At 58.1% G+C, this 22,821-nt stretch carries 20 protein-coding genes; 2 read left to right on the plus strand and 18 right to left on the minus strand.

The window, feature by feature from the left end; genetic code table 11:
- Positions 1-430: 430 nt before the first annotated feature.
- Positions 431-1,570, plus strand: a complete 1,140-nt coding sequence (locus G485_RS0106140; RefSeq protein ID WP_027091833.1) for an NAD(P)-binding domain-containing protein — start codon at positions 431-433, stop codon at positions 1,568-1,570.
- Positions 1,571-1,803: 233 nt separating this feature from the next.
- Here G485_RS0106140 and G485_RS0106145 read toward each other — a convergent pair whose 3' ends face one another.
- From G485_RS0106145 to G485_RS0106215, 15 genes are all read right to left on the minus strand, one after another.
- Positions 1,804-3,144: a sulfatase family protein gene (locus G485_RS0106145; RefSeq protein WP_027091834.1), complete on the minus strand. Its 1,341-nt coding sequence runs from the start codon at positions 3,142-3,144 to the stop codon at positions 1,804-1,806.
- 39 nt (positions 3,145-3,183) lie between these two features.
- On the minus strand, positions 3,184-4,011 hold the full coding sequence (locus G485_RS0106150; RefSeq protein WP_027091835.1) for a carbohydrate ABC transporter permease: 828 nt from the start codon (positions 4,009-4,011) through the stop codon (positions 3,184-3,186).
- Between the two features lie 13 nt (positions 4,012-4,024).
- Positions 4,025-5,329: a carbohydrate ABC transporter permease gene (locus G485_RS0106155; RefSeq protein WP_051318062.1), complete on the minus strand. Its 1,305-nt coding sequence runs from the start codon at positions 5,327-5,329 to the stop codon at positions 4,025-4,027.
- 90 nt (positions 5,330-5,419) lie between these two features.
- Positions 5,420-6,766: an ABC transporter substrate-binding protein gene (locus G485_RS0106160; RefSeq protein ID WP_027091837.1), complete on the minus strand. Its 1,347-nt coding sequence runs from the start codon at positions 6,764-6,766 to the stop codon at positions 5,420-5,422.
- Between the two features lie 79 nt (positions 6,767-6,845).
- Positions 6,846-7,865, minus strand: coding sequence for a LacI family DNA-binding transcriptional regulator (locus G485_RS0106165; RefSeq protein ID WP_027091838.1), 1,020 nt, complete (start codon positions 7,863-7,865; stop codon positions 6,846-6,848).
- 238 nt (positions 7,866-8,103) lie between these two features.
- Positions 8,104-9,300 (minus strand): amidohydrolase, encoded by a 1,197-nt coding sequence (locus G485_RS0106170; RefSeq protein WP_035155011.1) that lies wholly within the window; start codon positions 9,298-9,300, stop codon positions 8,104-8,106.
- Positions 9,301-9,322: 22 nt separating this feature from the next.
- The gene (locus G485_RS0106175; protein ID WP_027091840.1) at positions 9,323-9,982 is read right to left on the minus strand and encodes a carboxymuconolactone decarboxylase family protein; all 660 of its coding nucleotides are present in this window, start codon (positions 9,980-9,982) and stop codon (positions 9,323-9,325) included.
- A gap of 173 nt (positions 9,983-10,155) precedes the next feature.
- A complete protein-coding gene (locus G485_RS0106180) occupies positions 10,156-11,490 on the minus strand; it encodes an LLM class flavin-dependent oxidoreductase (protein ID WP_027091841.1) in 1,335 nt (444 codons plus the stop codon).
- Positions 11,491-11,515: 25 nt separating this feature from the next.
- Positions 11,516-13,546, minus strand: coding sequence for an ABC transporter ATP-binding protein (locus G485_RS0106185; protein WP_027091842.1), 2,031 nt, complete (start codon positions 13,544-13,546; stop codon positions 11,516-11,518).
- 13 nt (positions 13,547-13,559) lie between these two features.
- Positions 13,560-14,453: an ABC transporter permease gene (locus tag G485_RS25330; protein WP_035155014.1), complete on the minus strand. Its 894-nt coding sequence runs from the start codon at positions 14,451-14,453 to the stop codon at positions 13,560-13,562.
- Positions 14,450-15,400, minus strand: coding sequence for an ABC transporter permease (locus G485_RS0106195; protein ID WP_027091843.1), 951 nt, complete (start codon positions 15,398-15,400; stop codon positions 14,450-14,452). Before G485_RS0106195 ends, G485_RS25330 begins: the two co-directional genes overlap by 4 nt.
- Before the next feature lie 15 nt (positions 15,401-15,415).
- Positions 15,416-17,065 (minus strand): ABC transporter substrate-binding protein, encoded by a 1,650-nt coding sequence (locus G485_RS0106200; protein WP_027091844.1) that lies wholly within the window; start codon positions 17,063-17,065, stop codon positions 15,416-15,418.
- A gap of 50 nt (positions 17,066-17,115) precedes the next feature.
- Positions 17,116-18,441, minus strand: a complete 1,326-nt coding sequence (locus G485_RS0106205; RefSeq protein ID WP_027091845.1) for an LLM class flavin-dependent oxidoreductase — start codon at positions 18,439-18,441, stop codon at positions 17,116-17,118.
- Between the two features lie 69 nt (positions 18,442-18,510).
- A complete protein-coding gene (locus G485_RS25335) occupies positions 18,511-19,758 on the minus strand; it encodes an MFS transporter (RefSeq protein WP_205620119.1) in 1,248 nt (415 codons plus the stop codon).
- Between the two features lie 332 nt (positions 19,759-20,090).
- Positions 20,091-20,324, minus strand: a complete 234-nt coding sequence (locus G485_RS0106215; RefSeq protein ID WP_027091846.1) for a sensor histidine kinase — start codon at positions 20,322-20,324, stop codon at positions 20,091-20,093.
- A gap of 153 nt (positions 20,325-20,477) precedes the next feature.
- Here G485_RS0106215 and G485_RS25340 point away from each other — a divergent pair, with 153 nt between their 5' ends.
- A complete protein-coding gene (locus G485_RS25340) occupies positions 20,478-21,401 on the plus strand; it encodes a LysR family transcriptional regulator (RefSeq protein ID WP_051318063.1) in 924 nt (307 codons plus the stop codon).
- Here G485_RS25340 and G485_RS29750 read toward each other — a convergent pair.
- The 3 genes from G485_RS29750 to G485_RS25345 are packed head-to-tail and all read right to left on the minus strand — an operon-like array spanning position 21,335 to position 22,807.
- Positions 21,335-21,589 carry a hypothetical protein gene (locus G485_RS29750; protein ID WP_156922174.1) on the minus strand — a complete coding sequence of 85 codons (255 nt, stop codon included), beginning with the start codon at positions 21,587-21,589 and terminating at the stop codon, positions 21,335-21,337. The genes G485_RS25340 and G485_RS29750 overlap by 67 nt on opposite strands.
- 1 nt (position 21,590) lies before the next feature.
- Positions 21,591-21,989 carry a M20/M25/M40 family metallo-hydrolase gene (locus G485_RS28800; RefSeq protein ID WP_084423146.1) on the minus strand — a complete coding sequence of 133 codons (399 nt, stop codon included), beginning with the start codon at positions 21,987-21,989 and terminating at the stop codon, positions 21,591-21,593.
- Positions 21,965-22,807, minus strand: coding sequence for a M20 metallopeptidase family protein (locus G485_RS25345; protein WP_051318065.1), 843 nt, complete (start codon positions 22,805-22,807; stop codon positions 21,965-21,967). The genes G485_RS28800 and G485_RS25345 overlap by 25 nt, the downstream gene beginning before the upstream one ends.
- Between the last annotated feature and the right edge of the window lie 14 nt (positions 22,808-22,821).

Here is a 22,821-nt window from a genome sequence, read left to right on the forward strand (position 1 = left end):
TTCCCTCCTGCGCATGATCGTTAACTCCTGGGAAAACACAAAAAAAGAGCACAAGTTTATCCATCTTGTGTCTCCAGGGGTCTGGTCAACATATTCCGCAATTCCTACTTATCATATCGGCTTCATACTAGCATGCCTCTTTAACCGCGTCAAGACGTACCGGTCGAATAGGATAGCGCCGTAAACTGTCCGGCCGATCGTCTCGGCATAGCGCGCACGACGCAATCGAATCCGGCCGCGGACGGCAGCCCGTCGGCCGCACTTTAAGACGGACGACCGCCGTGTTGACGTGTCGGGAGGGACAAACAATCCGGAGCGGGTCGCCACCGCGAAGGCCAAGCTGGCCGCCACCGAATGCTGGCGGCTGATCATATAGAGTTGCAAATTCCTGCTATAGTAACACGCTCATTTGATACGGGAGGATTCGTCCATGGTCGATCTGGTCATTATCGGAGCGGGACCTTACGGCATATCGCTTGCGGCCCACGCCAAGTCCGCCGGCTTATCCTACGTGCTGCTCGGACAACCGATGCATTTCTGGAAAAATCAAATGCCGCAAACGATGTTCATCCGCACGAATCCGCGCTACATCAGCCTCTCTGACCGCGAGGACCGGTGGACGATCGACAGGTTCAGCGATGAGACGGGCACGCCGCTCGACTCCCCTTTCCCGCGTCCCGCCTTCGTCGATTACGCCTTCTGGTTCGCCCGGCATGCCGGCGTCGAATTTACGCCGGAGTTGGCGGTCAGGGTTGACCGCACGCCGGAAGCGTTTACCGTCGTGACGGAAACGGGCCGCCGCTGGACGGCCGCCCGCGTCATCGTCGCCACAGGCTTGCAGCATTTCAGCTACGTCCCGGATGAGTTGCGCGCACTGCCCCCCTCCCTGTTGACGCATACGTTCGGCCAGACCGATTTTGAACGCTTCCGGAACAAGAAGGTTGCCGTCATCGGAAGCGGCCAGAGCGCGTGGGAGGCGGCGGCGCTGCTGCATATGGCCGGAAGCGACGCGGAGATATTGTTCCGCCGGGAAGCCGTGCAATTCGCGGGAGAAGATAACACGGCCACCGGTCTGCGCCTGATTGAATCCGCCGAGCAATTTTACCGCCTGCCGCTCGAACAGAAGCAGGAGCGTTGGAATACGCCGCGCCGCGGCAGCGTCGCTTTATTTCTGAAGCCTTACGTGGAAGGCAAAGTCAAAACGACCGGCGGCGTGGAGATCGTTCGGGCCGAAACTTGGGGCGACGGCCAGGCGCGCCTGACGCTGACCGGCGGCGAAACCCGGATCGTCGATCATGTTGTCAGCGCCACTGGATATCGCATCAAGCTGGATTTGCTGCCGTTCCTGCCTCCCGCGCTGCTGGAAGCCGTCGAGCGGGAACCCGAGCCGTATCACGGCTTTCCGCTGCTCAGCGAGCAGTTCGAGAGCAGCGTGCCCGGGCTTTACTTTACCGGCCCGCTGGCCAGCCACACCCATGGTTCCGCCTTCGGCTTCGTGGCCGGTATCCGTCAGGCGTGCCGCTCCATCATCCCCCATATCGAACAGGGCAAAACGCAAATGGATCCCTAATCAATCAAAATGCCTCTGTCCAATCGGCATAAACCACCCGATTTTCTCCCATTTTTTACTGTAAATTTATCGTGCCCACAACCAGCTTCTAAGCTGTTGGGTACTCCTCAACCACTCCATCAATCTTTCGTCAAATATGGCGCGAGGCCGACCGCGAGAGACACTCCGATAACGGAATTCAAAGGCGCTCAGCAAGCTGTCCGCCAAAGTCGAAACGACGATGCCGATATTGCTTACCGCCGCTTGGCGCCGTATGCCGTTCCGTTGTCGAACTGCTCCTGCCAGTCGGGCGCCGCAATGCCCGGCACCTTGCCTTCGAGCAGCCGGTCGTTCGTTCGCCGCATCCAGCCGTCCACTTTGGCCCGAAGCTGCTCAAGCACCTCCCGATAGCTTTCGTCCGCAGCCAGATTGTGTTGTTCCAGCGGGTCGTTCACCAGATCGTACAGCTCTTCCGGAACGTTCGGCTTATAGTAATCCTTCCGCACGTCCATGCCGGACAAGCTGCGGTGAATATCGAGCGGCAGATAGACCGACGGGCCTTCTTCGAAATTACGGATATATTTGTACCGTTCCGTCCTCACGCCGCGCATCGGGTGATACCAATCATGCCAGGTCAGCTCCGAGAAAAAGTGGTCGCGAACCGGTTCCTCCCCTTCCCGTGCGAGACGGTGCCAGAAGCTCTTGCCGTCGAGACCTTCGGGAACCGTTGCGCCCGCATAGGTCAGCAGCGTCGGCATCAGATCCACGTTGCACAGCAAGTCGTCGACGACCCGGCCGCGGTCAAGAACCCCCGGATGCCGCATGATCAGCGCCGTCTCCAGGCCGGCGTCCATTAGAGTTCCCTTGGCCCGGGGGAAAGCGATGCCGTGGTCGGTCGTGTATACGACCAGCGTATCCTGAGCCAATCCGGCGGCTTCCAGCGCATCAAGAATACGTCCGACCGCGGCATCCAGCGTCTTGACCGAACCGTGCAGCAGCGCGAAGTCCTCCCTCACGTTAGGGGTGTCCGGCAAATAAGGAGGAGGCGTAATTGAGTCCGCCGGATCCGCTACTGGCTTATATTCGTCAAAGTCCCGGTGCGTCTCGAAAAATCCGACGGAGACGAAGAACGGACGGGAGCCGGCTCCGTTCGCGCGTTCCTGCAGGAAGCCGGCGACTTGCTCCGCGACGTCGGGCGCACGGTCTCCCGGCACCGGAATGACGGTGTTATACCCGAGCTTGTAGGTGGAGGATGTGATCCGGCTGTCGGGTTCGCCGATCGTCTCATGGCTGAAACCGATCAGCACCGTGTCATAACCCGCTTCATTCAAGCATTTCGGCAGCGTGGTGACGGCTTCGCGCATGGAGAAGCCGAGATGGCTGAGTCCGATCATCCCGTGATTTTGCGGATAGAGCCCCGAGAGGATGCTTCCCCGGCTTGGACTGCATTGGGGAGCCGGGCAGAAGTAGCGGTCAAACCGGATGCCGTCCTCCGCCAGCTTGTCGATGGCGGGGGTGTTCACCGGCTTCCCGTAACAGCCAAGGTAGCGGCCCGTATCGTGCGAGATCATGAACAGAATGTTCTTATGTTTCATCGAATCCAGTCTCCTTTAGCGGGGAAATGAAGAAACGGGCTATTCCTTCACCGCTCCGGAAGTAAGTCCGGAGATGATGCGGCTCTGGAACAACAGGACAAGGACGATAATCGGAAAAGTGACCGTAACCGTTGCAGCCGATATTTCGCCCCAAGGAAACGTAAATTCGCCCTGGAACATCGCGATGCCCACGGGCACGGTCATCATCGCTTCCTTCGTATTGATCGTGAGCGCGATGAGGAACTCATGCCAGGCGTCGACGAATACGATGATGGCGGTCGTAAACAGACCGGGGGCGACCAGCGGCAGGAGCACCTTGCCGAAGACGACGAGCACCGATGCGCCGTCCATCTTCGCCGCTTCTTCCAGTTCATAGGGAATCTTCCGGAAGAACGTCGTCAAATACCAGATCGCAAGCGGCAGCGCATAGGTCGTATACGGAATAACCAATCCCGCATACGTATTGCGAAGCCCGGCCGACTGCATGAACAAAAACAACGGCGAGAGCGTCGCGATCTGGGGGAACATCGATACGGCCAGCAGAACGCCCAGGAAGAACGATTTGCCCCAAAAATGGAGCCTTGCTATCGCGTAGGAGGCGAAGGAAGCGACGACAAGCGACACGCCCATCGTAAGCAGCCCGACCGCAAAGCTGTTCAGCAGATAGCGGCCGAACGGATGATTCGTAAAGACCGATACGTATTGGTCAATCGTATACTTCGGCACGATGACGTCGAACGCATAGTCTCCGTACAGATAGGCCGGAGCTTTCACGGACGCAAGAAAAACCCAGAAGAACGGGAACAGAACGATCAGTACGAAGACGGCGACAACCGCATAGAAAGCCGGACCCGCACGTTTGTTCATCTAAGTCCTCCTCCTATCCGATTCGCCGGCTCAGCACTTCGCCGCCCAGCAGTTTGACGTAAACGATGCTGATAAGAAGAACGCAGGCGAAGACGATTACCGATAACGCGGAGCCGGCGCCGAAGTCGAGCTCCGCGAACATCGTCTTGTAAGCGTAGATCGAGATGGATTCGGTCGAATTGGCGGGGCCTCCGCCGGTCAGCACATAGATCAGATCGAACACCCGGAAGGCGTCCAGCGTCCGGAACAGCAGCGCGACGAAGAAGGTCGGCTTCAGCATCGGCACGGTCACATGGACGAATTGCTTCCATCGGCTCGCGCCGTCCATCTGGGCAGCCTCATAAAGAGAGGCGGAAATCGTCTGCAAGCCCGCAAGAAGCAGCAACGCGACGAAGGGGGCCGTCTTCCACACATCGGCAAGCACGACTGCGAATAAAGCCCAGGCACGGGTTGACAGCAGGGCGCCCATATCCGGAATCAAGCCGATCTCCGCAAACAGCTTGGCGACGATGCCGTTCTGGCCGTCATAGAGAAAATGCCAAATCATGGCCGAGACGGCGGTCGGAGTCGCCCACGGAATGAGAACGGCAGCGCGCACAAGCCCTCGTCCGCGGAACGCGCGGTTCATGAGAAGCGCGATCAGCAATCCGGCCAGCATCTCCAGAGCGACCGCAATGGCGGTGAACAGCGCCGTATGATCCAGCGCCTCCCACAGCCGCGGTTCCGACAGCAGCCTTGCATAATGGCCGAATCCGACAAAATTCGGAACGGTGAACGACTGCTGCACCGCCTTCGCCAGTCCGATCGCCTCGTCCGCGCGGGACAAGGCGCCTTGCTCCTTCAGCGTCTGAAGCGATTGGCCGATACCGGACAATTCGCTTCGCATTCGTTCCGCTCCGGTCTTGTCAATATGGATATTCTGCATATCGGCCGGGACCGGCTTGAAATCGTCCAGCAGCGCATTAATCCGATCCAGCCTCGTCTGAAGCGCCGCGTCTTCCCTCAAGCCGGCGTCGGCGCGGGCCAGCCGGTCCGCCAGCTCCCGCAGCTCCGTATGCGATTTCCCGCTCGCCGCTTCGGCTTCTTTGTTCAGCAGCGAGAGCAGCAGCGGCATTGAATTCGCATATTTCTCCGCGTTGATGCCGTACGAGACGTTCAATTCGTTACGTGCCGGGTCGTTAAGCCGTAAATCGTACATGCTGATCCAGAACGTACGGATCAACGGCCATACGGCGATGACGGCGATAATCAGAACCGCGGGCAGCACCATCGCGTAAGCCGTCCAGTTCGCCGTACGGATACGTTGTCGGAATCGCATTCTGTTGTTGTCCCTCCTTGCCCTCCGCCTCTGAAAACAAATGAAGAGTCCCTGCGGGCGACTCTTCATCTGCCGGTAAGCTACGGAACGTTACTTGGCCGCGTTCTGATCGATCTGCTTCTCCAGATTCGCAAGCGCTTGTTCGGGCGTCTGCTGCCCGGCTATCGCCTTGGATACTTCCACCTGGATCAAACCCGATATCTTCGCATAATCCGGAGTGATGGCGCGCGGAACCGCGCTTTTCAGGCCGTTGACGAAATCGCGGCTGGCAAATAGCGGGCTCGCTTGCTGAACCTCGGCGTCGTCGAATAGCTTGAGGTACGTCGGCGTCTGCGTGCTGTTGACGGCAATGATCTTCTCGCCTTCTTCACTGACCAGGAACTTCAGAAATTCCCAGGCTTCCTTCGGATGCTCGGAATATTTGCTGATCGCTCCCAGCCACCCGCCGAGCGCGGCCGCCGAACGGGCATCGCCCGCCGGAAGCGGAGCAATGCCGACTTTGCCGACCACTTTGGATTTGGACGGATCGTTCGCTTGCGCATACAGGGCCGGCCAGTGGCGGGCGAATACCGCACGGCCTTCAATGAAGGCGTTAAGCGTCTCCTTTTCCGTAAAGGTATTGATGTTGGAAGGCACCGCGGGGGAAGTGTAAATCTCGATCAGCTTCTTTAGACCTTTCAGCGCTTCCGGGCTGTTGACCGCCGATCTGCCGTTCTCATCCAGAATGGTTCCGCCATAAGCGCCGACGAGCTCCGTGAATCCGACCGTCAGACCTTCGTACTGCTTCCCTTGGGAGACATAGCCGTATTGCGTGCCGCCCTTGCCCTTAAGCTCCTCCGCCTGCTTCAACAGCTCGTCCCACGTCTTCGGCACTTCCTTGACAAGATCCGTCCGGTAGTACAGCAGCCCCGAATTGTTGTAGCGCGGAAGCGCCCACTGCTGGCCGTTGTAGTTGCCTGCATTCACGCCGCCTTCGAGATATTGGGAGAGATCGAGGCCGTCGTTCTGAATATAACGGTCAAGCGGAAGCAGAAACCCGGCCTGGGCGAATTCCGCGGGCCAGACGACGTCCAGGTTGACGACATCGAGCTCGGGCGATTTCCCGCCAAGAATCGTAACGAGCTGATCGTGCATCTGAGTCGAATCGTTGGGAAATTCCCGCACATCAACGTCAATCTCCGGGTGCTTCGCCTCGAATGCTTCCACGAGCTTCTTCGTGCCGTCCGTCTGGTCCGCCCCCTGCCCGAACACGATCTTCACTTTGGAAGCGGGCTGCCCCCCGCCTGCCTGAGTCTGTTCGCTCGCCGAGGCCTGCCCGTTCGAAGCCGTGTCAGCAGCCGGATTCACATCGTCTCCCGTTCCGCCGCAGCCGGCCAGAAGTCCTCCCGCCAGCGTGACGGCCGAACCGGCACTCCACCATTTTTTCGACATTGTCATTTCCTCCCGTTTTATTCGTTATGCGTTCAGATGAGTTTGAAAAGCTTTTCAGAAAAGATAAAAACGCGTCTGACCTCCATCAAATCCGCTTGCCCGGTGCCGCGACCGAATCCCGTTCGACAATGCTGTGCGGGACGATCGTCCTCAGATCATCCACCGGTTCGCCATTGATAAGCCGCAGCAGCTTGACGACGGATAAATAACCGATGTCGTACAGCGGTTGGGCGACCGTCGTAAGCTTCGGAAAGCACATGCCGGCCATCCGCGTATTGTCGAAACCGATAACCGATACTTGTTCCGGGATGCGGATGCGATTCTCGTGCAGATAGGAGATGGCGGCCAGCGCCCGTTCGTCTCCGGAAGCGAACACGGCCGTCATGTCCGGATATTTGGCATGCAGCTTCTTCATCGCCTCGTAGCTGTGCTCGAAGCGATAGCTTCCATACTCGATGCAGCGTTCCGGGTCGGACTGCAGGCCATGGTCTTCGAGAGCGCGAATAAACCCGCGAATCCGCGGACCGCCGGAGATCGGATCGTCCGCAAGCCCGCTAATCATGCCGATTCGGACGTGGCCGAGACCGATCAAGTAAGCCGCCGCATCGTACGCGGCTTGCTCTTCATCCACTTTAACCGAAGCGATGGCGTAATCGGGACTGTGCGTTGCCGCCAGAACGACCGGACAAGCAAGCTTGGCGATCATCGCCTGATCGTCCGGCAGCACCGGCTCGCTCGTCAGGATAAGCCCATCGATTTGCTTCTCGTCCAGAACTTTCAGGATGGCGCGTTTTCGATCGATATTGTTGTCGGTATTGCAAATAATCAGATTGTTGTCCGACTCGTAAGCAGCGCTTTCCATCCCGGCAAGCACTTCCGAGTAGAACAGGTTGGAGATATCGGGGAACAGAACTCCCAACGTTCTTGTCCGTCTGTGGATGAGTCCCCGAGCCAGGGCATTCGGCGAATAATTGAGCTCTGCGATCGCTTCGAGCACTCTCTCCCGTTTGCTTCTTACAACCATATCCGGAGCGTTGAGCACACGCGATACGGTGCTGATCGATACATTGGCGAGCTTGGCTACATCTCGGATTGTCGCTTTCATTCGAAACACCTTTCCTCGCGAGGTTTGAAAAGCTTTTCAGTCGAAGCGAACCTCCACATCCCTCCCATTGCTCTGGATCCAATGCGGTTGCGCCACGTATGAACCGTTTGCTTCTATATCAGAGTATTATACTTGGCTTTATGGGAATGACAACAACTTCTTTAATAAATCTTTTCTATTTAATATGTAAAAATTTAATCTATCATAACAAAGAGGAGGCGAGCATCGCCTCCATGACCTACCGGCTTCTCTCCCACTCCAGCAGCTTGTCCGCGGCGAGAACGAACAGCCGGACACCGATCTGCAAAGCGTCCTCGTCGAACGTAAAGCGGGGATGATGATGGGGGTACACGATCCCCTTGTCCGCATTGCCGGCTCCGATATTGACGAACGTGCCCGGAACCTTCCGCTGGTAGGCGGAGAAATCTTCGCCCCCCATGCCCGGAGGAACATGGATCACCGCCTCCTTGCCGACAAGTTCGATCGCCGCTTCCTCCAGAACGTGCGTAACCGATTCGTCGTTGACGACGGGATGATAGCCGTAGACGTATTCAATCTCGACTTGGGCTCCATGCGCCGCGGCAATACCTTCCGCGATGCGGTGCAGCCGGTCGCGGGCGTCCGCGCGAACCCGTTCGCCGAAGCTTCGCACCGTCCCCTTCAGAACGGCGGTATCGGGTATGACGTTGTGGGACGAGCCGGCTGTAAACTGAGTCACCGAGATGACCAGCCGGTCCAGAGGATCGGCAAGCCTCGAGACGATATGCTGCAGATTGGATACGATCTGCGCCCCCACCGCGATCGTGTCGACGGTTTTGTGCGGGTACCCGGCGTGTCCGCCGTATCCTTTGATGACGATCGTAAAATTATCCGGCGACGCCATCATGTCTCCGTAGGCGATGCCGATTTGGCCCACGGGAAGCTGGGAAGCCAGATGCTCGCCGACCACCCAGTCCACTCCTTCCATGACGCCCGCCTCTACGAGCTCTGCAGCTCCGCCGGGAAGCCGTTCCTCGGCATGCTGGAAAATAAAACGAATCTCGCCATGCAGCCTCTCCCTGCGAGCGGCCAGCAGCCGCGCAGCCGCCAGCAGCATCGCCGTATGTCCGTCATGGCCGCAAGCGTGCATGACGCCGGGCGTCTGGGACGCGAATTCGAACGTATTCTCCTCCTGAATCGGAAGGGCATCCATATCCGCCCGCAAGGCGAGCGTCTTGCCCGGACGGCTGCCGATCAGTCGAGCCAACACGCTCGTCGGCGTCGGACGGCTGACGATCAGACCGTCGATGCCGCGCAGAATGTCCTCGACGAACCCGGCGGTCCGGTTCTCCTGGAAAGAGAGCTCCGGATGCCGGTGAAGATGTCTTCTCCAGGCGATCAGCTCTTCCGCCAATCCAACCGGCCAGGCTTCGGAAGTCAACGTTTGCTCTGCCATATCGTATCGCCTCCTCCCGTCTTCAGACTCTTTCAAACGCTTGCAGCGCGTTAACCCGATGCGCGATGGCCGACCCCGCTTTGAGCGCGGTAGCGACCAACGTCGTCTCGGCGATCTCCTCGATCGTCGCCCCAGCCTCCTTGGCTTCCCTCGTAAACGTCTCGATGGCATAAGGATTGCCTTCGGCAAGCGCCGATCCGACGGCGATGAGCCGCTTCTCCTTCTTGGCGATTCTCCCCTCTCCTAAGGTGAGCCGCAAATATTCGTGAAAGGCGGTATACAGTTCTTCATTGAAGCTCTCCAGCCGTTCGACCGACTCCAAGTTGCTTAACGGATACAAGTCCGATTCCCGGTTGTCTTCGAACGCCCGCAGCGCGTTCGCGGCATTGTAGAAAGCGGAATAGGCCTTCACCGCCGCTGCGACCGCGATCGATTCGAATATTTCCTCGAAGGCGGCTTGCTCCGCTTTGGACTTGCTTACATGCGCCTCGATGCAATAAGGACATCCCGTGATGTGCGCGACCGCCACCGCGATCAGCTCTTTTGTTTTGACCGGCAACGCGCCGTTCGCCAGCGCCTGCTTATTGAATTCGCCGAACGCTTTGAATCCTTCCGGAGCGTAGCCGGCCAATTTGGCGGAGAAACTCGGGTTATGCCGAACGTACAAGCTTTCATTGGACATGATGATAACCTCGCTTTGATGGATGGTTTTAATTCCTTGTAATCCACTTTCGTTAATAAACTATTTATCTATATAATAGGGGAGAAAACGCAAGATGTATAGTTGTTGCGCCAAAAGATCGGGTGGAGTATTCGCAGACGGGCTGCGGATGCCGGCAAGCGCCCGCACCGCCGTCAAGCCTGCGTTGCGGCGGCCGCATAGCGGTTGGACGGAATCGGGATGCCTAAGTTGCCGCGCAGCGTATCCGCTTCGTATTCTTCGCGGAACAGTCCGCGCCGCTGCAGAATCGGCACGACGCGATCCACGAATTCTTCCAGCCCCTTGGGCGTAACCGAGCCGACGATGAAGCCGTCGGCGGCCCCGGTCTCGAACCAGTGCTCCAGCTTGTCGGCGACCGCTTCGGGCGTTCCCAGGAACGCCGGCTTCGGAGTTGCGACCCGCAGCGCAACTTGACGGAGCGTCAGCCCCTCCTTCTTCGCCCACGCCTTCATGCGATCCGTCGTGCTTTGAAAGCTGTTGCGCCCCAACTCGCCCAGTTCGGGGAACGGTTCGTCCAGCGGATATTGCGTAAAATCGTGATGTTCGTAGAAGCGTCCCAAGAAATCGAGAGCTTTGTCGATCGACACCAGATTGGCCAGTTCCTCGTACTTGCGCTCCGCTTCCTCCGTCGTGCTGCCGATAATCGGCCCGATTCCGGGCAAGATGACGATCTCTTCCGGGTTGCGGCCCAGCGCCTTCGCCCGTCCTTTCACATCGTCGTAATAGAGCTTCGCCTCTTCCCGGGTCTCCGGGCCGGTGAAGATGGCATTGGCCCATTGCGCCGCGAACTGCTTCCCGGTCTCGGACGCCCCCGCCTGGAAAATAACGGGCTGGCCCTGCCTGGAGCGCGCGATATTCAGCGGCCCTTTGACCGAGAAGTAGTTCCCCTTGTGATTGAGTGCATGCATCTTGGCCGGGTCGAAAAAGACGCCGGACTCCTTGTCGCGCACGAACGCGTCATCCTCCCAGGAATCCCACAGTCCCGTCGCGACGGTCAAATATTCGTCCGCGATGCGATAACGCTCGGAATGAGAAGGGTGCTGCTGCTCCGTCTTGCCGTAATTGAGCGCGGAGCCTTCGAGCGGTGAAGTCACGACGTTCCAGCCTGCCCGGCCTCCGCTGATCATGTCGAGCGACGCGAACTGGCGCGCCACCGTGAACGGCTCGCTGTAGGAAGTCGACAGCGTCCCGACCAGCCCGATCTTGGAGCTGACTCCGGCCAAAGCGCTTAAGATCGTGACCGGTTCGAACCGGTTCAAGAAATGAGGGATCGATTTCTCCGTGATATAAAGCCCGTCTGCGACAAAGACGAAATCGAATTTGCCCTCCTCGGCTTTCTGCGTCCACTTCTTATACAGTCCGAAATTGACGCTCGCATCGGTAACGGCGTCCGGATGCCTCCATCCGGATATGTTGCCGCCGACTCCGTGCAGAGCGGCTCCCAGTCTGATTTTTCTTCTCGTTCCCATCGTTTCTCTCCTCCCTGTTTTCAGCTTATCCCGCCGGATCGTGGCAAGCGACAAAGTGGCCTGGGCCGATCTCGCGAAGTTCGGGCGGCTCCAACGCGCATCTGGCCGTCGCCGCCGGACAGCGGGTGCGGAACCGGCAGCCGGAGGGCGGATGGGCGGGCGAAGGAATCTCGCCGTGAATGACCCCGAGATCCTGCTGCCGTTCCGGAACGGGAGTCGGGATCGAAGCGATTAACGCTCTCGTATAATGGTGAGCCGGCCGTCGAAACAGCCGCTCGCCGGGAGCGATCTCGACCAACTTCCCCAAGTACATGACGCCGATGCGGTCCGACACATAGCGTACGACGTTCAGACCATGGCCGATAAACAGAATGGTCAGGTTCAGGCGCCGCTGAAGATCCGACAGCAGATTAACGATCTGCGCCTGAACCGACACATCCAGCGCCGAAACCGCCTCGTCCGCGAGCAAGAACTTCGGCCTCAGGGCAACGGCTCTGGCAATCGCGATCCGTTGCCGTTGCCCTCCGGAGAATTCGTGCGGGTAACGGTCGTAAGCGGCCGGACTCAGTCCGACCAGGCTCAGAAGCTCCAGAACAGCCTCCTTCTTCTCCCGAGCGCCCGCCCGGCCGTGAACGGAGAGAGGTTCGCCGACGATGTCGCCAATCTTCCAGCGCGGGTCGACGGAACCGTACGGGTCCTGGAAAATCATCTGCATATGCTTGCGTTCCTCCCGCAGCTTGGCCGGGGACAACGCACCGAGCTCTCTTCCTTCAAACAGAACGGACCCGGACGTCGGTCTCTCCAGATGCAGCAGCACCCGCCCGAGCGTAGACTTGCCGCTTCCGGATTCCCCGACCAGGCCGAATGTTTCCCCTCTGCGAATCGCCAGGGACACGTCCTCGACTGCCTGAACCGCCCCCTTCTTCCGCGAGAAGACCGAGCGGCCGAACGGGTAATGCTTGGTCACGCGCCGCAGTTCGATCAGGACATCGTCCGGAAGTCCGGCCGAAGCGTCTGCCGGCTCCGGAGTTGAAGATGCGGCGGCGGCGGCTTCGAACGCCGGCGGACGCTCTCCCCGTGCGATCAGCCGGTCCGTGTGCCAGCACGCCGCTTGCCGGCCGCCCCAATCCTTCAGAGGCGGCGCCTCGCTACGGCACTTCTCCGATACGTACGGGCAGCGGGGATGGAAGCGGCAGCCGTCCGGCAGATCGGCATGGCCGGGAATGGAGCCCGGGATCGCGAACAGCCGTTGCGAGCGGTCGCTGTCCATGGTCGTAATCGACTGCAGCAAGCCTTGCGTGTAGGGATGATGGGGCCGGGCGAACAATTCCGCAGTCGAAGCCTGCTCGATCACCTGTCCCGCGTACATCACGACGATTCGGTCGGCTATTTTCGCGGCAACGCCCAGATCGTGCGTAATGAGCAGAATCGACATGTTGAATTCGTTCTTCAATTCCTGCAGCAATTGCAAAATTTGCGCTTGAATGGTGACGTCGAGCGCCGTTGTCGGCTCGTCGGCGATGAGCAGCTCGGGCCGGCAGCTTAGCGCCATGGCGATCATGGCCCGCTGCAGCATTCCGCCGGACAGCTCGCCCGGATATTGCTTTAGCCGCTGCTCCGGCTCCGAAATGCCGACCCGCCGCAGCATCTCCACCGCTCGTTGATGGGCTTCGTTCGGCGTTATCCGTCTGTCGTGACGCCGAATCGTCTCCGTAATCTGCCTCCCGATCGTAAACACCGGGTCGAAGGCCGTCATCGGCTCTTGAAAAATCATCGCCGCCTTCTTCCCGCGAATCGACCGCAGTTCCTGCCGCGGGAGAGCGGCGATATCGGTCCCGTTCAACTTGATCGACCCGGAGCTGATCTTGCCGTTCTCGTCGTCGATCAGCCGCATGACCGCTTTGGACACGACCGTCTTCCCGCTTCCCGACTCGCCTGCCAGACATACGGTCTCGCCGGCGGCGATCGAGAAGCTGACGTCGCTGACGACCTGCAGATCGCCCCGCCCCGTAGCGAACCGAATGCTAACCCGGTCGATCTCCAGCAGTTGGCTCATTCGTCTCTCCTCCCTATTCGCGCCGCTTTCTCGGGTCAAGCGCATCGCGCAATTCATCGCCGATCACGTTGACGGACAGGACGAACAGCGTGATTGCCATTCCGGGAAACGTGCAAATCCACCAAGCGACCGTTAAATATCCTCTTCCCTGCGAGAGCAGCGCTCCCCAATCCGGTATTTCCTTCAGCACTCCAAGTCCCAGGAAGCTGAGGCCGGACCCGGTCAGAATCGACGTTCCCACTCCGATGCACGCCATAACCAGCAGCGGTGACAGCGAATTGGGCAGCACATGTTTGACGAATACCGACAGCTCGCTTGCGCCGATGGAACGGGACGCCGTAATAAACGGTCTGCTTTTTACGCTGAGAATCTGTCCTCTCATGATCCGTGCATAGTTAGGAAGCGAGGCGATGGCCACGGCCAGTACAATATTCCATAGTCCGGGCCCCAGACCGGCGGCGACCGCCAGGGCGAGAAGCACGCCCGGAATCGTCATGATGACGTCGACAATCCGCATCAGCACGCTGTCCACCCATCCGCCCAGATACCCGGACAGTGCGCCGAGCAGCGCGCCGGACACCCCGCCGACCAGAACCGAAGCAAAGCCGATGAACAGCGATTCGCGGGCTCCGTATACAATGAGGCTGAAGACGTCGCGGCCGAAGTAGTCGGTTCCGAGCCAATAAGCGCTCCCCGGAGGGAGAAGAATCCGGTCCGCCTGCATGTCTGTAGGCGAGTAAGGGGCAATCCACTGCGGCACCAGGGCGCAAGCGATCAGAAACAGCACGACGGCCCCGGCGGTCAGCGACATCCAGCGGGCAACGACGATCTTGGGAACCGTGCGCTGCAGCGTTGTCGGGGTTCTTTTCGTTCGCCATGCCGTCTTAACGGAAGCGGCTTCCCTCATGCCCAACCACTCCTTCTGTCGTTATGCAGACGTCTGATCCGCGGATCGATGTATGCATACGAGATGTCAACGAGGGCGTTGACGATGACATAGACGATGGCCGTGAATAAGACGACGCCCTGCACCACCGGCAAATCCTTGGCCATGATCGCGTCGGCAATAATCCTTCCGATCCCCTGCCGCGAGAAAACCGTCTCGATGACGACCGTGCCGGCCAGCATTTCTCCCGCAAGAATGCCCATCATCGTGACGCCCGGTATGAGCGCGTTGCGCAGCGCGTGACGGTACAAGACAGCTCTCTCCGCCAGACCTTTGGCGCGAAGCGTCGTAATGAACGGCTCGCCAAGCACCTCAAGCATCGAATTGCGCACCATCCGAACGATAAATCCGGCACCAAGCATGCCGAGCGTCAGCGCGGGAAGAACGAGCGTGTTCCAGCCGTTCGAGCCCATCGCGGGGAACCAGCCAAGGAAGACGGAAAATATGAGAATCAGCAGAATGCCGGACCAGAAGGTGGGCATGGAAATGCCGAACAAGGCGACGATTCGGACCGCAATATCAATCGGTTTGTTGCGATGCACGGCCGACAGCACGCCTAGCGCCAATCCGACCGTCAGGGACACGAACGAAGCCGAGATCGCAAGTTCCAGCGTGGCCGGCAAGTGAGCGAAGATTTTCGGCAGCACGGGCTCCGAGTTCACCAGCGATTTGCCGAAGTCTCCGCGCAGCACTTCTCTGAAATAATGCAGGAACTGTTCGTAGAAAGGCCGATCCACCCCAAGCTCGTGCCGAAGATTGGCGATCGCTTCCGGGCTCATCGAGCTCGGGTCGATCATATTCATCACTACGTCTCCAGGGAGGACGTATAGGATGCAGAACACCAGTACGGACGAGCCCGCGACAACGGCCAGACAACTGAGCAACCGAACCGCTATGACTTTGGCCATCTTCCGGTCCCCTTCTTACTTGGCAAGCGAGACATCGTTGAAGAGCGGATAGCCGAGCGAATCGAACTTCAAGCCGGACAAGTCGCGCGTTGCCGCCACCGTATACGGGAATACATAAATCGGCAGAATGACGGCATTGTCGATAATATAACGCTGAACCTTCCCGTAAATCTCCTTGCGCTTCACGTCATCCGTCTCGACGACGCCTTGTTCGAGCAGTTTGTCGATCTCGGGATCGGCGAGATGGCTCAACGTCGGACGGGCGCCCGGAGCGATGGAATGATAGAACGAATTGAGCGCAACCGGGTCGGAGTTCACCTGACTGTTGCCATAGAGATCGTACGCTTGGTTCGTATATACGACGGTCGACACATCCTTGGTGATCTCCACTTGGACATCGATGCCCGCTTTTTTCAGTTGCTGCTGGATCATGGCGGCGATGTCGTTGCGTTTCTCCCGGTTCGGCGAACCGTCGACATAACGGAGGACGAGCTTTTTGGCGTCTTTCTCGCGCACGCCGTCCGCCCCTTTGACCCAGCCGAGCTCGTCGAGCAGACGGTTCGCCTTGTCGAGATCCGGCTTGACGCCGTTCTCCAGAGACGGGTCGTAGCCGAATGTAGTCGGCGCGAGCGGCGACCAGGCGCGCTCATAAGTGCCCAGGTACAGACTCTTGACGATGGCGTCGATATCGACGGCGTACTGTACCGCCTGCCGCGCCTTGGCATCGTTCCACGGCTCATGGCTCAGATTGAAGAAGAGCGTATACGGCAACCCCCCCGTATTGACCTGGAACAGCTGCAGCTTGGCGTCGTTCTTCAGCGACAGGACATTTTGCGGAGGGACCGTCTCGATCGCGCCAACTTGCCCGCTCTGGACGCTGCCGATTCGCGTCGCCTCTTCCGGAATGATCTTAAAATCAATGGCGTCCAAATAGGGCGCGCCTTTGTTGTCCACCAGCTCGGGCGCCCATTTGTAGTCGGGATTGCGCTCGACGCGAATGTCCGAATTTTCGTCCCACTTCACGAATTTGTACGGACCCGTGCCGACAGGATGCTGTCCGAATTGGTCGCCGTATTTGCGGGCCGCTGTGGGCGAGACGATCCCGAGCATGGCTTGGCTCAGGTTGCCCAGGAAAGCGACGGAAGGCGTCTCCAGATTCAGCTTGATCGTATAGTCGTCGATCACTTCGGAAGATTGGTAAGGCTTCAACAACGCCGTGGCGTTCTTGGCTCCCGTAGCCGGGTCGAGGATGCGGTCGAAGCTAAACTTCACCGCTTCCGCGTTGAAAGGCGTGCCGTCCTGGAACTTGACGTCCTGGCGCAGCTTAAACGTATAGCTCTTGCCGTCCGGGGAGACGGTCCACGAGGTCGCCAGCCACGGCTTGATCGTATGGTCGGGAAGCTGTGCGACCAAGCTGTCGAAGATCGTGCGGAATACCCTCACCGATACGGCCAAACCGCTGCGATGCGGATCGAGCGTATCCGGCGACGTGGCCAGAGCGTAAGTCAATTCGCCGCCGGATGCGGGCGCCGTGCTCTCGTTCGCTTCGGAAGCGCCGCTCGGGAAGCTGGCTCCGTTCTTCGATTCGGACGCGCTGCATGACGACAAGATCGTCGAGGCGATCAGAAAAAGCGCAATAAATGGAGCCTTCCAACCTTTTCGCATACTTGTCCATCCTCCTGAATATCGATTGCTTGATCGATACGGCAAAGTCTTCATCCGACCGGATTGGACTCCGGCGCATAGCGGTTCCGCGGAACCGTCAGACCCAAATTGCCGCGAAGCGTATCACTCTCGTATTCCGTCCGGAATAAGCCTCGCCGCTGCAAGATCGGAACGACGCTGTCGACGAAGTCGGTCAAGCCGTTCGGCACGACGGTGCGAACGTTGAAGCCGTCCGCCGCGCCGCCTTCGAACCATTGCTCCATCAGATCCGCCACCTTCTCCGGCGTGCCTATAAACGAGGTGGGCGTCGACGCACGGATGGCCGCCTGACGCAGCGTTAGCCCCTGTTCCCGCGCTTCTCGCTTGATTTTGTCCGTTGTGCTGCGGAAGCTGTTGCTGCCCAAGTTGCCGATATCGGGAAACGGTTCGTCCAGCGGGAACTTAGAAAAGTCGAAGTGGTCGAAGTAGCGTCCCAAATAAGACAGCGCCTGCTCGATCGTCACCAATTCGGCAATCTCTCGATACTTTCGCTCGGCCTCCTCTTCGGTTCTGCCGACAATTGGTCCGATCCCCGGAAAAATCAATATCTCTTCGGGTTTTCGACCATACTTGGCCGCCCTTGATTTTACATCCCGATAAAATTCCCTTGCCTCTTCGAACGTCTCGTGCGCCGTGTATACCGCATCCGCCGATTTGGCCGCAAGCTCTTTCCCCGCTTCGGACGAACCGGCCTGGAACACGACCGGGTAGCCTTGTCTGGAACGCGCTACGTTGAGCGGGCCCCGAACGGAAAAGTGCTTCCCTTGGTGATTCAATACGTGCAGCTTGGCCGGGTCGAAAAAGACGCCGTTCGTTTTGTCGCCTATGAAGGCATCGTCCTCCCACGAATCCCACAAGCCTCTGACGACCGCCAGATGCTCTTCCGCAATCTCGTAACGCAAAGCGTGGTCCGGATGATCTCCCTTGCCGAAGTTCAGCGCGGAGCCTTCCAGCGGCGAAGTAACGACATTCCAGCCCGCTCTTCCGCCGCTCAGATGGTCGATTGAGGCGAACTGCCTGGCTACCGTAAACGGTTCGCTGTATGAGGTGGACACGGTTGCCACGAGTCCGACGTTGGAGGTCACGGACGCCAGAGCGGACAACAGCGTAAGCGGCTCGAACCGGTTCAGAAAGTGCGGATTCGACTTCTCGTTAATGAACAATCCGTCCGCAATAAACAACAAATCGAATTTTCCTTCCTCCGCCTTGAACGCCTGCTTTTTGTAATAGTCCAAGCTGACGCTCGCCCGGATCGGCACATCCGGATGGCGCCAGAAGGAGATGCTGTTGCCGACGCCGCTCAAATTGGCTCCCAATTTTAATTGTCTCTTCCCCATGGTTTCCCCTCCGATCAAATACGTGATTATACTTATGATTTTTGTCGGATTTAGAAGTGCATCTTACCGTTACTCATCAAGCCGGCGGTGTCTCGCACCCTTCGGACGCAACCGCGCTGCCCAACTGCCCGGCACCCGCATTCCCGGCCGGATGGAATTCATGCTGTTGAAGCCCCACGCGGCACCAAGCAGCGCAAGGCCGGTCAGAAGAAATACGAACGGAATGCCGATCCACCCGCCCAGAATACCGCCGAGCAGCGGTCCGGCTACAATTCCGAACTGGTTCGCGCTTTGACTGAGACTGACCGCCCTTGCCCGAAACCCGTTATCCGCATTTTGAATGACAAGCGCGTTGATCGCCGGATATACAGCGGCAAAAAACAGCCCGTAACCAAAACGCAATAGACCGAAGGCAGCGAGATGATGCACGGCCAGTTGGAGCAGATTGCCGATTCCGCCTCCGAGCAGTCCGATCAACAACGTTCTCTCATATCCGATTCTCCCTCCGATCCTCCCCCAAACGGAGCCCATGAGAACCGTAGCGAAGCCGACCGCCGAAAACACGATGCCAGAGCTTAGCGCCGCGTTCGTTGCGGTGCCTCCAATCTGGATCACATAAATCGTCAGCAGCGGTTCCAGAATCATGACCGAGGTCGACACCAGCAACATGAGTCCGTACGCCCGCATTAATCGGGGGTTGGCGGCCGCGTGCTTCAGGTCCTGGAGAACGCTGGGGCGAGTCGGGGAACGGGACTCGCGAACTTCCTTCACGCCGAGAACGATGGCGGCCGAGAGCAGCATAATGACACCCGATGCGATAAAGCAGCCCCGCAGTCCGAGCCAAGAGGCAAGCACCCCTCCGGCAAGCGGTCCGAGAATGCCGCCCGCAGCGGTCGAGGTGGAGATGACTCCGAGCGCGTAGCCGACATGCTTCTCCGGCGTATGGGTACCGACCAGAGCTACGGCAGCGGGACTGAAGCCGGCCATTAAACCTTGGAAAATTCGCGCTGCAATGAACATGAACGGATCATGGACGAAATAGTTGGCCAAATGCGCCAGTCCAAGGCCGACACCCGACCGGACCAGCATCAGCTTGCTGCCGTGCTTATCGGCCAGCGATCCCCAGAACGGCGCGCATAAACCGCTGATCAAGAAGCTGATCGAGATGGAGATGCCCGACCAAGCCTCCAGTCCGCTCCGAATCCCCAGAAAGTCCCGCAAAAACAAGGGATAAAAAGGGACCGAGAGCGTAAACGCCATATGATTTAAAAACAAGCCCAGCCATAAAATATACAGATTGCGCTTCCAGCAGGCCACTAAACCATTCCCCCAATCGTTGGCTCTCTTAAGCCTCAGTCCAGTGAGGGGGACGTTGTCGCTCGTCCACGTTCCTGGCTTCATCCTCCTCCTCATTTCGCTCTTTCGGTGTTATTCTTATCATTTCTGTGTGAAAAATTGGTTATTAATAATATAGGGGAAGGCGGATAGGGTTGTATAATTGAAAAAAGCAATCATAATATACAAAATTTATATATATGCCGCTGTTTCCGGAAAACGAAGGTGGGGGTCCGCATGCGAGCGGTTCCGCCGTTAAACAAGCAAAGAACGGCGCAAAAAAAAGGGCTTTGCGCCGTAACGCAAAACCCGCTTCAACTCCCGCTTCCCTCCGGTTCCCGAAGCGGAAGGTTCAGAGAGACGACGGTGCCCCGGCCGGATTTGCTGCGAATCGCAAGTCCGTCTTCGGTGTGGTAGATCAACCGAATTCGTCTTGCGGTATTGGCCAAACCGATGTGCCGGTACACCTCTTCCTCCGATTCGATCCGTCTCCTCACCTCCAGCAGCTGCTCCTCGTCCATGCCCGGTCCGTCGTCGATGACGGCCACGCGAAGCCGATCCCGTATTTCTCGATTCTCCGGGAATGTTCTATCAGAACCGCATTTTCCTATTGGAATAGTATATTTTGATTATGATATACTACTACTCACAAGAAATGGTAAGGACTTTCTATGAATCATTAGGGAAGAAAGGTGTTTGCCATGGAAATGCGGATGATCAAGACCTTTCAAACGATCGTAAAGCTAGGGAGCTTCCAACAAGCGGCAGAAGCGCTGCAATACTCGCAGCCCGCCATCACGCTGCACATTCAGAAGCTTGAAGCCGACCTGGGCACTAAATTGCTCGACAGAGGGAAAAAGATTAAGTTGACAGAGGCGGGGAAAATCTTCTACGCCAGAGCGGATCAGCTCCTCAAAGAATACGAATATTTAACCCATACAATTGCGGACATTCAGCAGGGGAAAGCGGGATATGTAAGGATCGGCGTTTCGGAGCCGACCGCCAGCCATCGGCTGCCCGCCATTCTCTCTGCGTTCGTGGAGCAAAATCCCAGGATCAAGCTTAGCGTGCGCATCGGGGACAGCAAGCTGCTGAATGATCTGCTCATGGACGAGCAAATCGATTTTGCCGTCTGCCCTTCTCCCGAAGTCAGCTTGGAGACCGATTTTCAGCCTCTTCTCTTTGAGCCCATGGCTTTGCTCCTTTACGATACGCATCCTTTTGCGCTGTTAAGGGAAGTTTGTTTGCAGGATTTAAAAGAGCAGCAATTTTTATTTACCCCGCCGAACTGTCCGATCCGAATCCGGATCGAACAGTTGCTTGCCGAGAAACTCGACGGCAAATATCAAAGCATTGAAATTAGCAATATCAGAGCTCACAAATATTACGTGCAAGCGAAGCTTGGCATCTCGATCGCCCCCATCGCTACCATCTGTCCCGCCATACCCGGCACGGTCATAAAGAAGATCGCCGATTTGAATGTCGGTCCGATCGTAGGCATCTTGCGCAAACGGAATACGCCGATCGGTTCGGCGAGCGAAAGGCTGCTTCAAGATATTCAATCCGCCTTATTGCAGCACAATATATACATTCCGGAGTTCGAGCGTCCTTCCAAGATGGCGTAACCTTTAAACGGTTGCCGGCTATTGCCTGTCCAGCCGCCTTTCAAATACAAGAAGGCGCGCAATTCCTCTTCCGAGCCCGACAAGCGCACTTCCTTAGCGATCTGTCCGTTATATTCGGTCAGCAGCTTGGGGTTTATATCATTTAACAGCGAATCCAATTCCGTCTGTTGCTGCTCCGGCTCAGCCATGTCATCCATCCTCCCGCAATCGCTTCAGTGGCTGCTTGGCTTCGTTCAAATAACGAATCGCCGTCTCTCCGAGCACGGATATCCCCGTAACGATGGCGTTCTCATCGAAAATGATAGCGTCGCTGTGGAGCGGAAGCTTGGACCGGGGATCTTCGGAAGTCACGGTACCCAGCCGGAACATCGCACCCGGTACGAATTCCAGATAAGCACCGAAGTCTTCGGCGCCCATGGACGGCTCCTTTAAATAGACGACGTTGTCCCTCCCGATTACGGAAGCCGCAGCCTCCTCGATCAGATCGACGATGCGTTCGTCGTTGATGACCGGAGAGCCGCCGCGGAAGTACGTGAATTCCGCCGCGCCTCCGAAGCCGGCCGCTATCGTTTCCGCCAGCCTGGCGATTGCGCGGGGATCGCTTCGCGGATTTCCTTGCTATGCGTACGGATGGTGCCTCCAAGCCGAACCTCGCTGGCGATGACGTTATAGGCGTTGCTGTTGCTTTGCAGCTTCGTAATGGAAATGACGGCGGAATCGAGCGGCGATACGTTCCTGGATACGATCGATTGCAGCGCGGTCACGATCTGCGCCGCAATGGGGACGGGATCGACGGTTCGATGCGGATAGGCGGCATGGCCGCCTTTGCCGGTGACGCGAATATCGAAGCTGTCGGCGGCCGCGAGCAGTGCGCCTTTCCTCAAGCCGATCGTTCCGGCAGGCAAGTCCGGCCATACATGCAGCGCGATAATGGCGTCCACATCCGGATTCCTTAATAAACCCGCTTCGATCAGATAGGGAGCCCCTCCGCTCACCTCCTCCGCAGGCTGGAAAATAAACTTCACCGTGCCCCGAAGCCGATCCCGGTATTCGTTCAAGGCAGCTGCCGTGCCCAGGAGGATCGCGGTATGAACATCGTGTCCGCATGCGTGCATGACGCCCTCTCGAACGCTGGCGTAGGGCAATCCCGTCTTCTCCACAATCGGCAAGGCGTCCATATCGGCGCGTATTGCGATCGTCGGCCCCTCCTGCACGCCCCTTAACAAACCGATCACGCCGGTTCCGCCTACGCCGGTTTGCACTTCCAGCCCCAAACCGGTCAAGAATCCGGCTGCCAGCTTGGCCGTTTCAAACTCTTGGTGGCCCAGCTCCGGGTTCTGATGGATATGGCGGCGAAGCCGTATCGCTTCATCCTTCCACTTCTCTGCCGCATTGCGAAAACTCATGGTGCAAGCTCGCC

The sequence above is a fragment of the Cohnella thermotolerans DSM 17683 genome (assembly GCF_000429825.1).
Classification (GTDB): domain Bacteria; phylum Bacillota; class Bacilli; order Paenibacillales; family Paenibacillaceae; genus Cohnella; species Cohnella thermotolerans.

Bases quoted from the DNA above. Each gene is read 5' to 3' on its own strand.
- G485_RS0106145 (WP_027091834.1), bottom strand. From the start codon at position 3,144: ATGAAACATAAGAACATTCTGTTCATGATCTCGCACGATACGGGCCGC.
- G485_RS29750 (WP_156922174.1), bottom strand. From the start codon at position 21,589: ATGGCTGAGCCGGAGCAGCAACAGACGGAATTGGATTCGCTGTTAAAT.
- G485_RS25340 (WP_051318063.1), top strand. From the start codon at position 20,478: ATGGAAATGCGGATGATCAAGACCTTTCAAACGATCGTAAAGCTAGGG.
- G485_RS25345 (WP_051318065.1), bottom strand. From the start codon at position 22,807: ATGAGTTTTCGCAATGCGGCAGAGAAGTGGAAGGATGAAGCGATACGG.
- G485_RS0106165 (WP_027091838.1), bottom strand. From the start codon at position 7,865: ATGAAAGCGACAATCCGAGATGTAGCCAAGCTCGCCAATGTATCGATC.
- G485_RS0106195 (WP_027091843.1), bottom strand. From the start codon at position 15,400: ATGGCCAAAGTCATAGCGGTTCGGTTGCTCAGTTGTCTGGCCGTTGTC.
- G485_RS0106185 (WP_027091842.1), bottom strand. From the start codon at position 13,546: ATGAGCCAACTGCTGGAGATCGACCGGGTTAGCATTCGGTTCGCTACG.
- G485_RS0106180 (WP_027091841.1), bottom strand. From the start codon at position 11,490: ATGGGAACGAGAAGAAAAATCAGACTGGGAGCCGCTCTGCACGGAGTC.
- G485_RS0106155 (WP_051318062.1), bottom strand. From the start codon at position 5,329: ATGCGATTCCGACAACGTATCCGTACGGCGAACTGGACGGCTTACGCG.
- G485_RS0106205 (WP_027091845.1), bottom strand. From the start codon at position 18,441: ATGGGGAAGAGACAATTAAAATTGGGAGCCAATTTGAGCGGCGTCGGC.
- G485_RS25330 (WP_035155014.1), bottom strand. From the start codon at position 14,453: ATGAGGGAAGCCGCTTCCGTTAAGACGGCATGGCGAACGAAAAGAACC.
- G485_RS0106170 (WP_035155011.1), bottom strand. From the start codon at position 9,300: ATGGCAGAGCAAACGTTGACTTCCGAAGCCTGGCCGGTTGGATTGGCG.
- G485_RS0106150 (WP_027091835.1), bottom strand. From the start codon at position 4,011: ATGAACAAACGTGCGGGTCCGGCTTTCTATGCGGTTGTCGCCGTCTTC.
- G485_RS0106175 (WP_027091840.1), bottom strand. From the start codon at position 9,982: ATGTCCAATGAAAGCTTGTACGTTCGGCATAACCCGAGTTTCTCCGCC.
- G485_RS0106200 (WP_027091844.1), bottom strand. From the start codon at position 17,065: ATGCGAAAAGGTTGGAAGGCTCCATTTATTGCGCTTTTTCTGATCGCC.
- G485_RS0106140 (WP_027091833.1), top strand. From the start codon at position 431: ATGGTCGATCTGGTCATTATCGGAGCGGGACCTTACGGCATATCGCTT.
- G485_RS0106160 (WP_027091837.1), bottom strand. From the start codon at position 6,766: ATGACAATGTCGAAAAAATGGTGGAGTGCCGGTTCGGCCGTCACGCTG.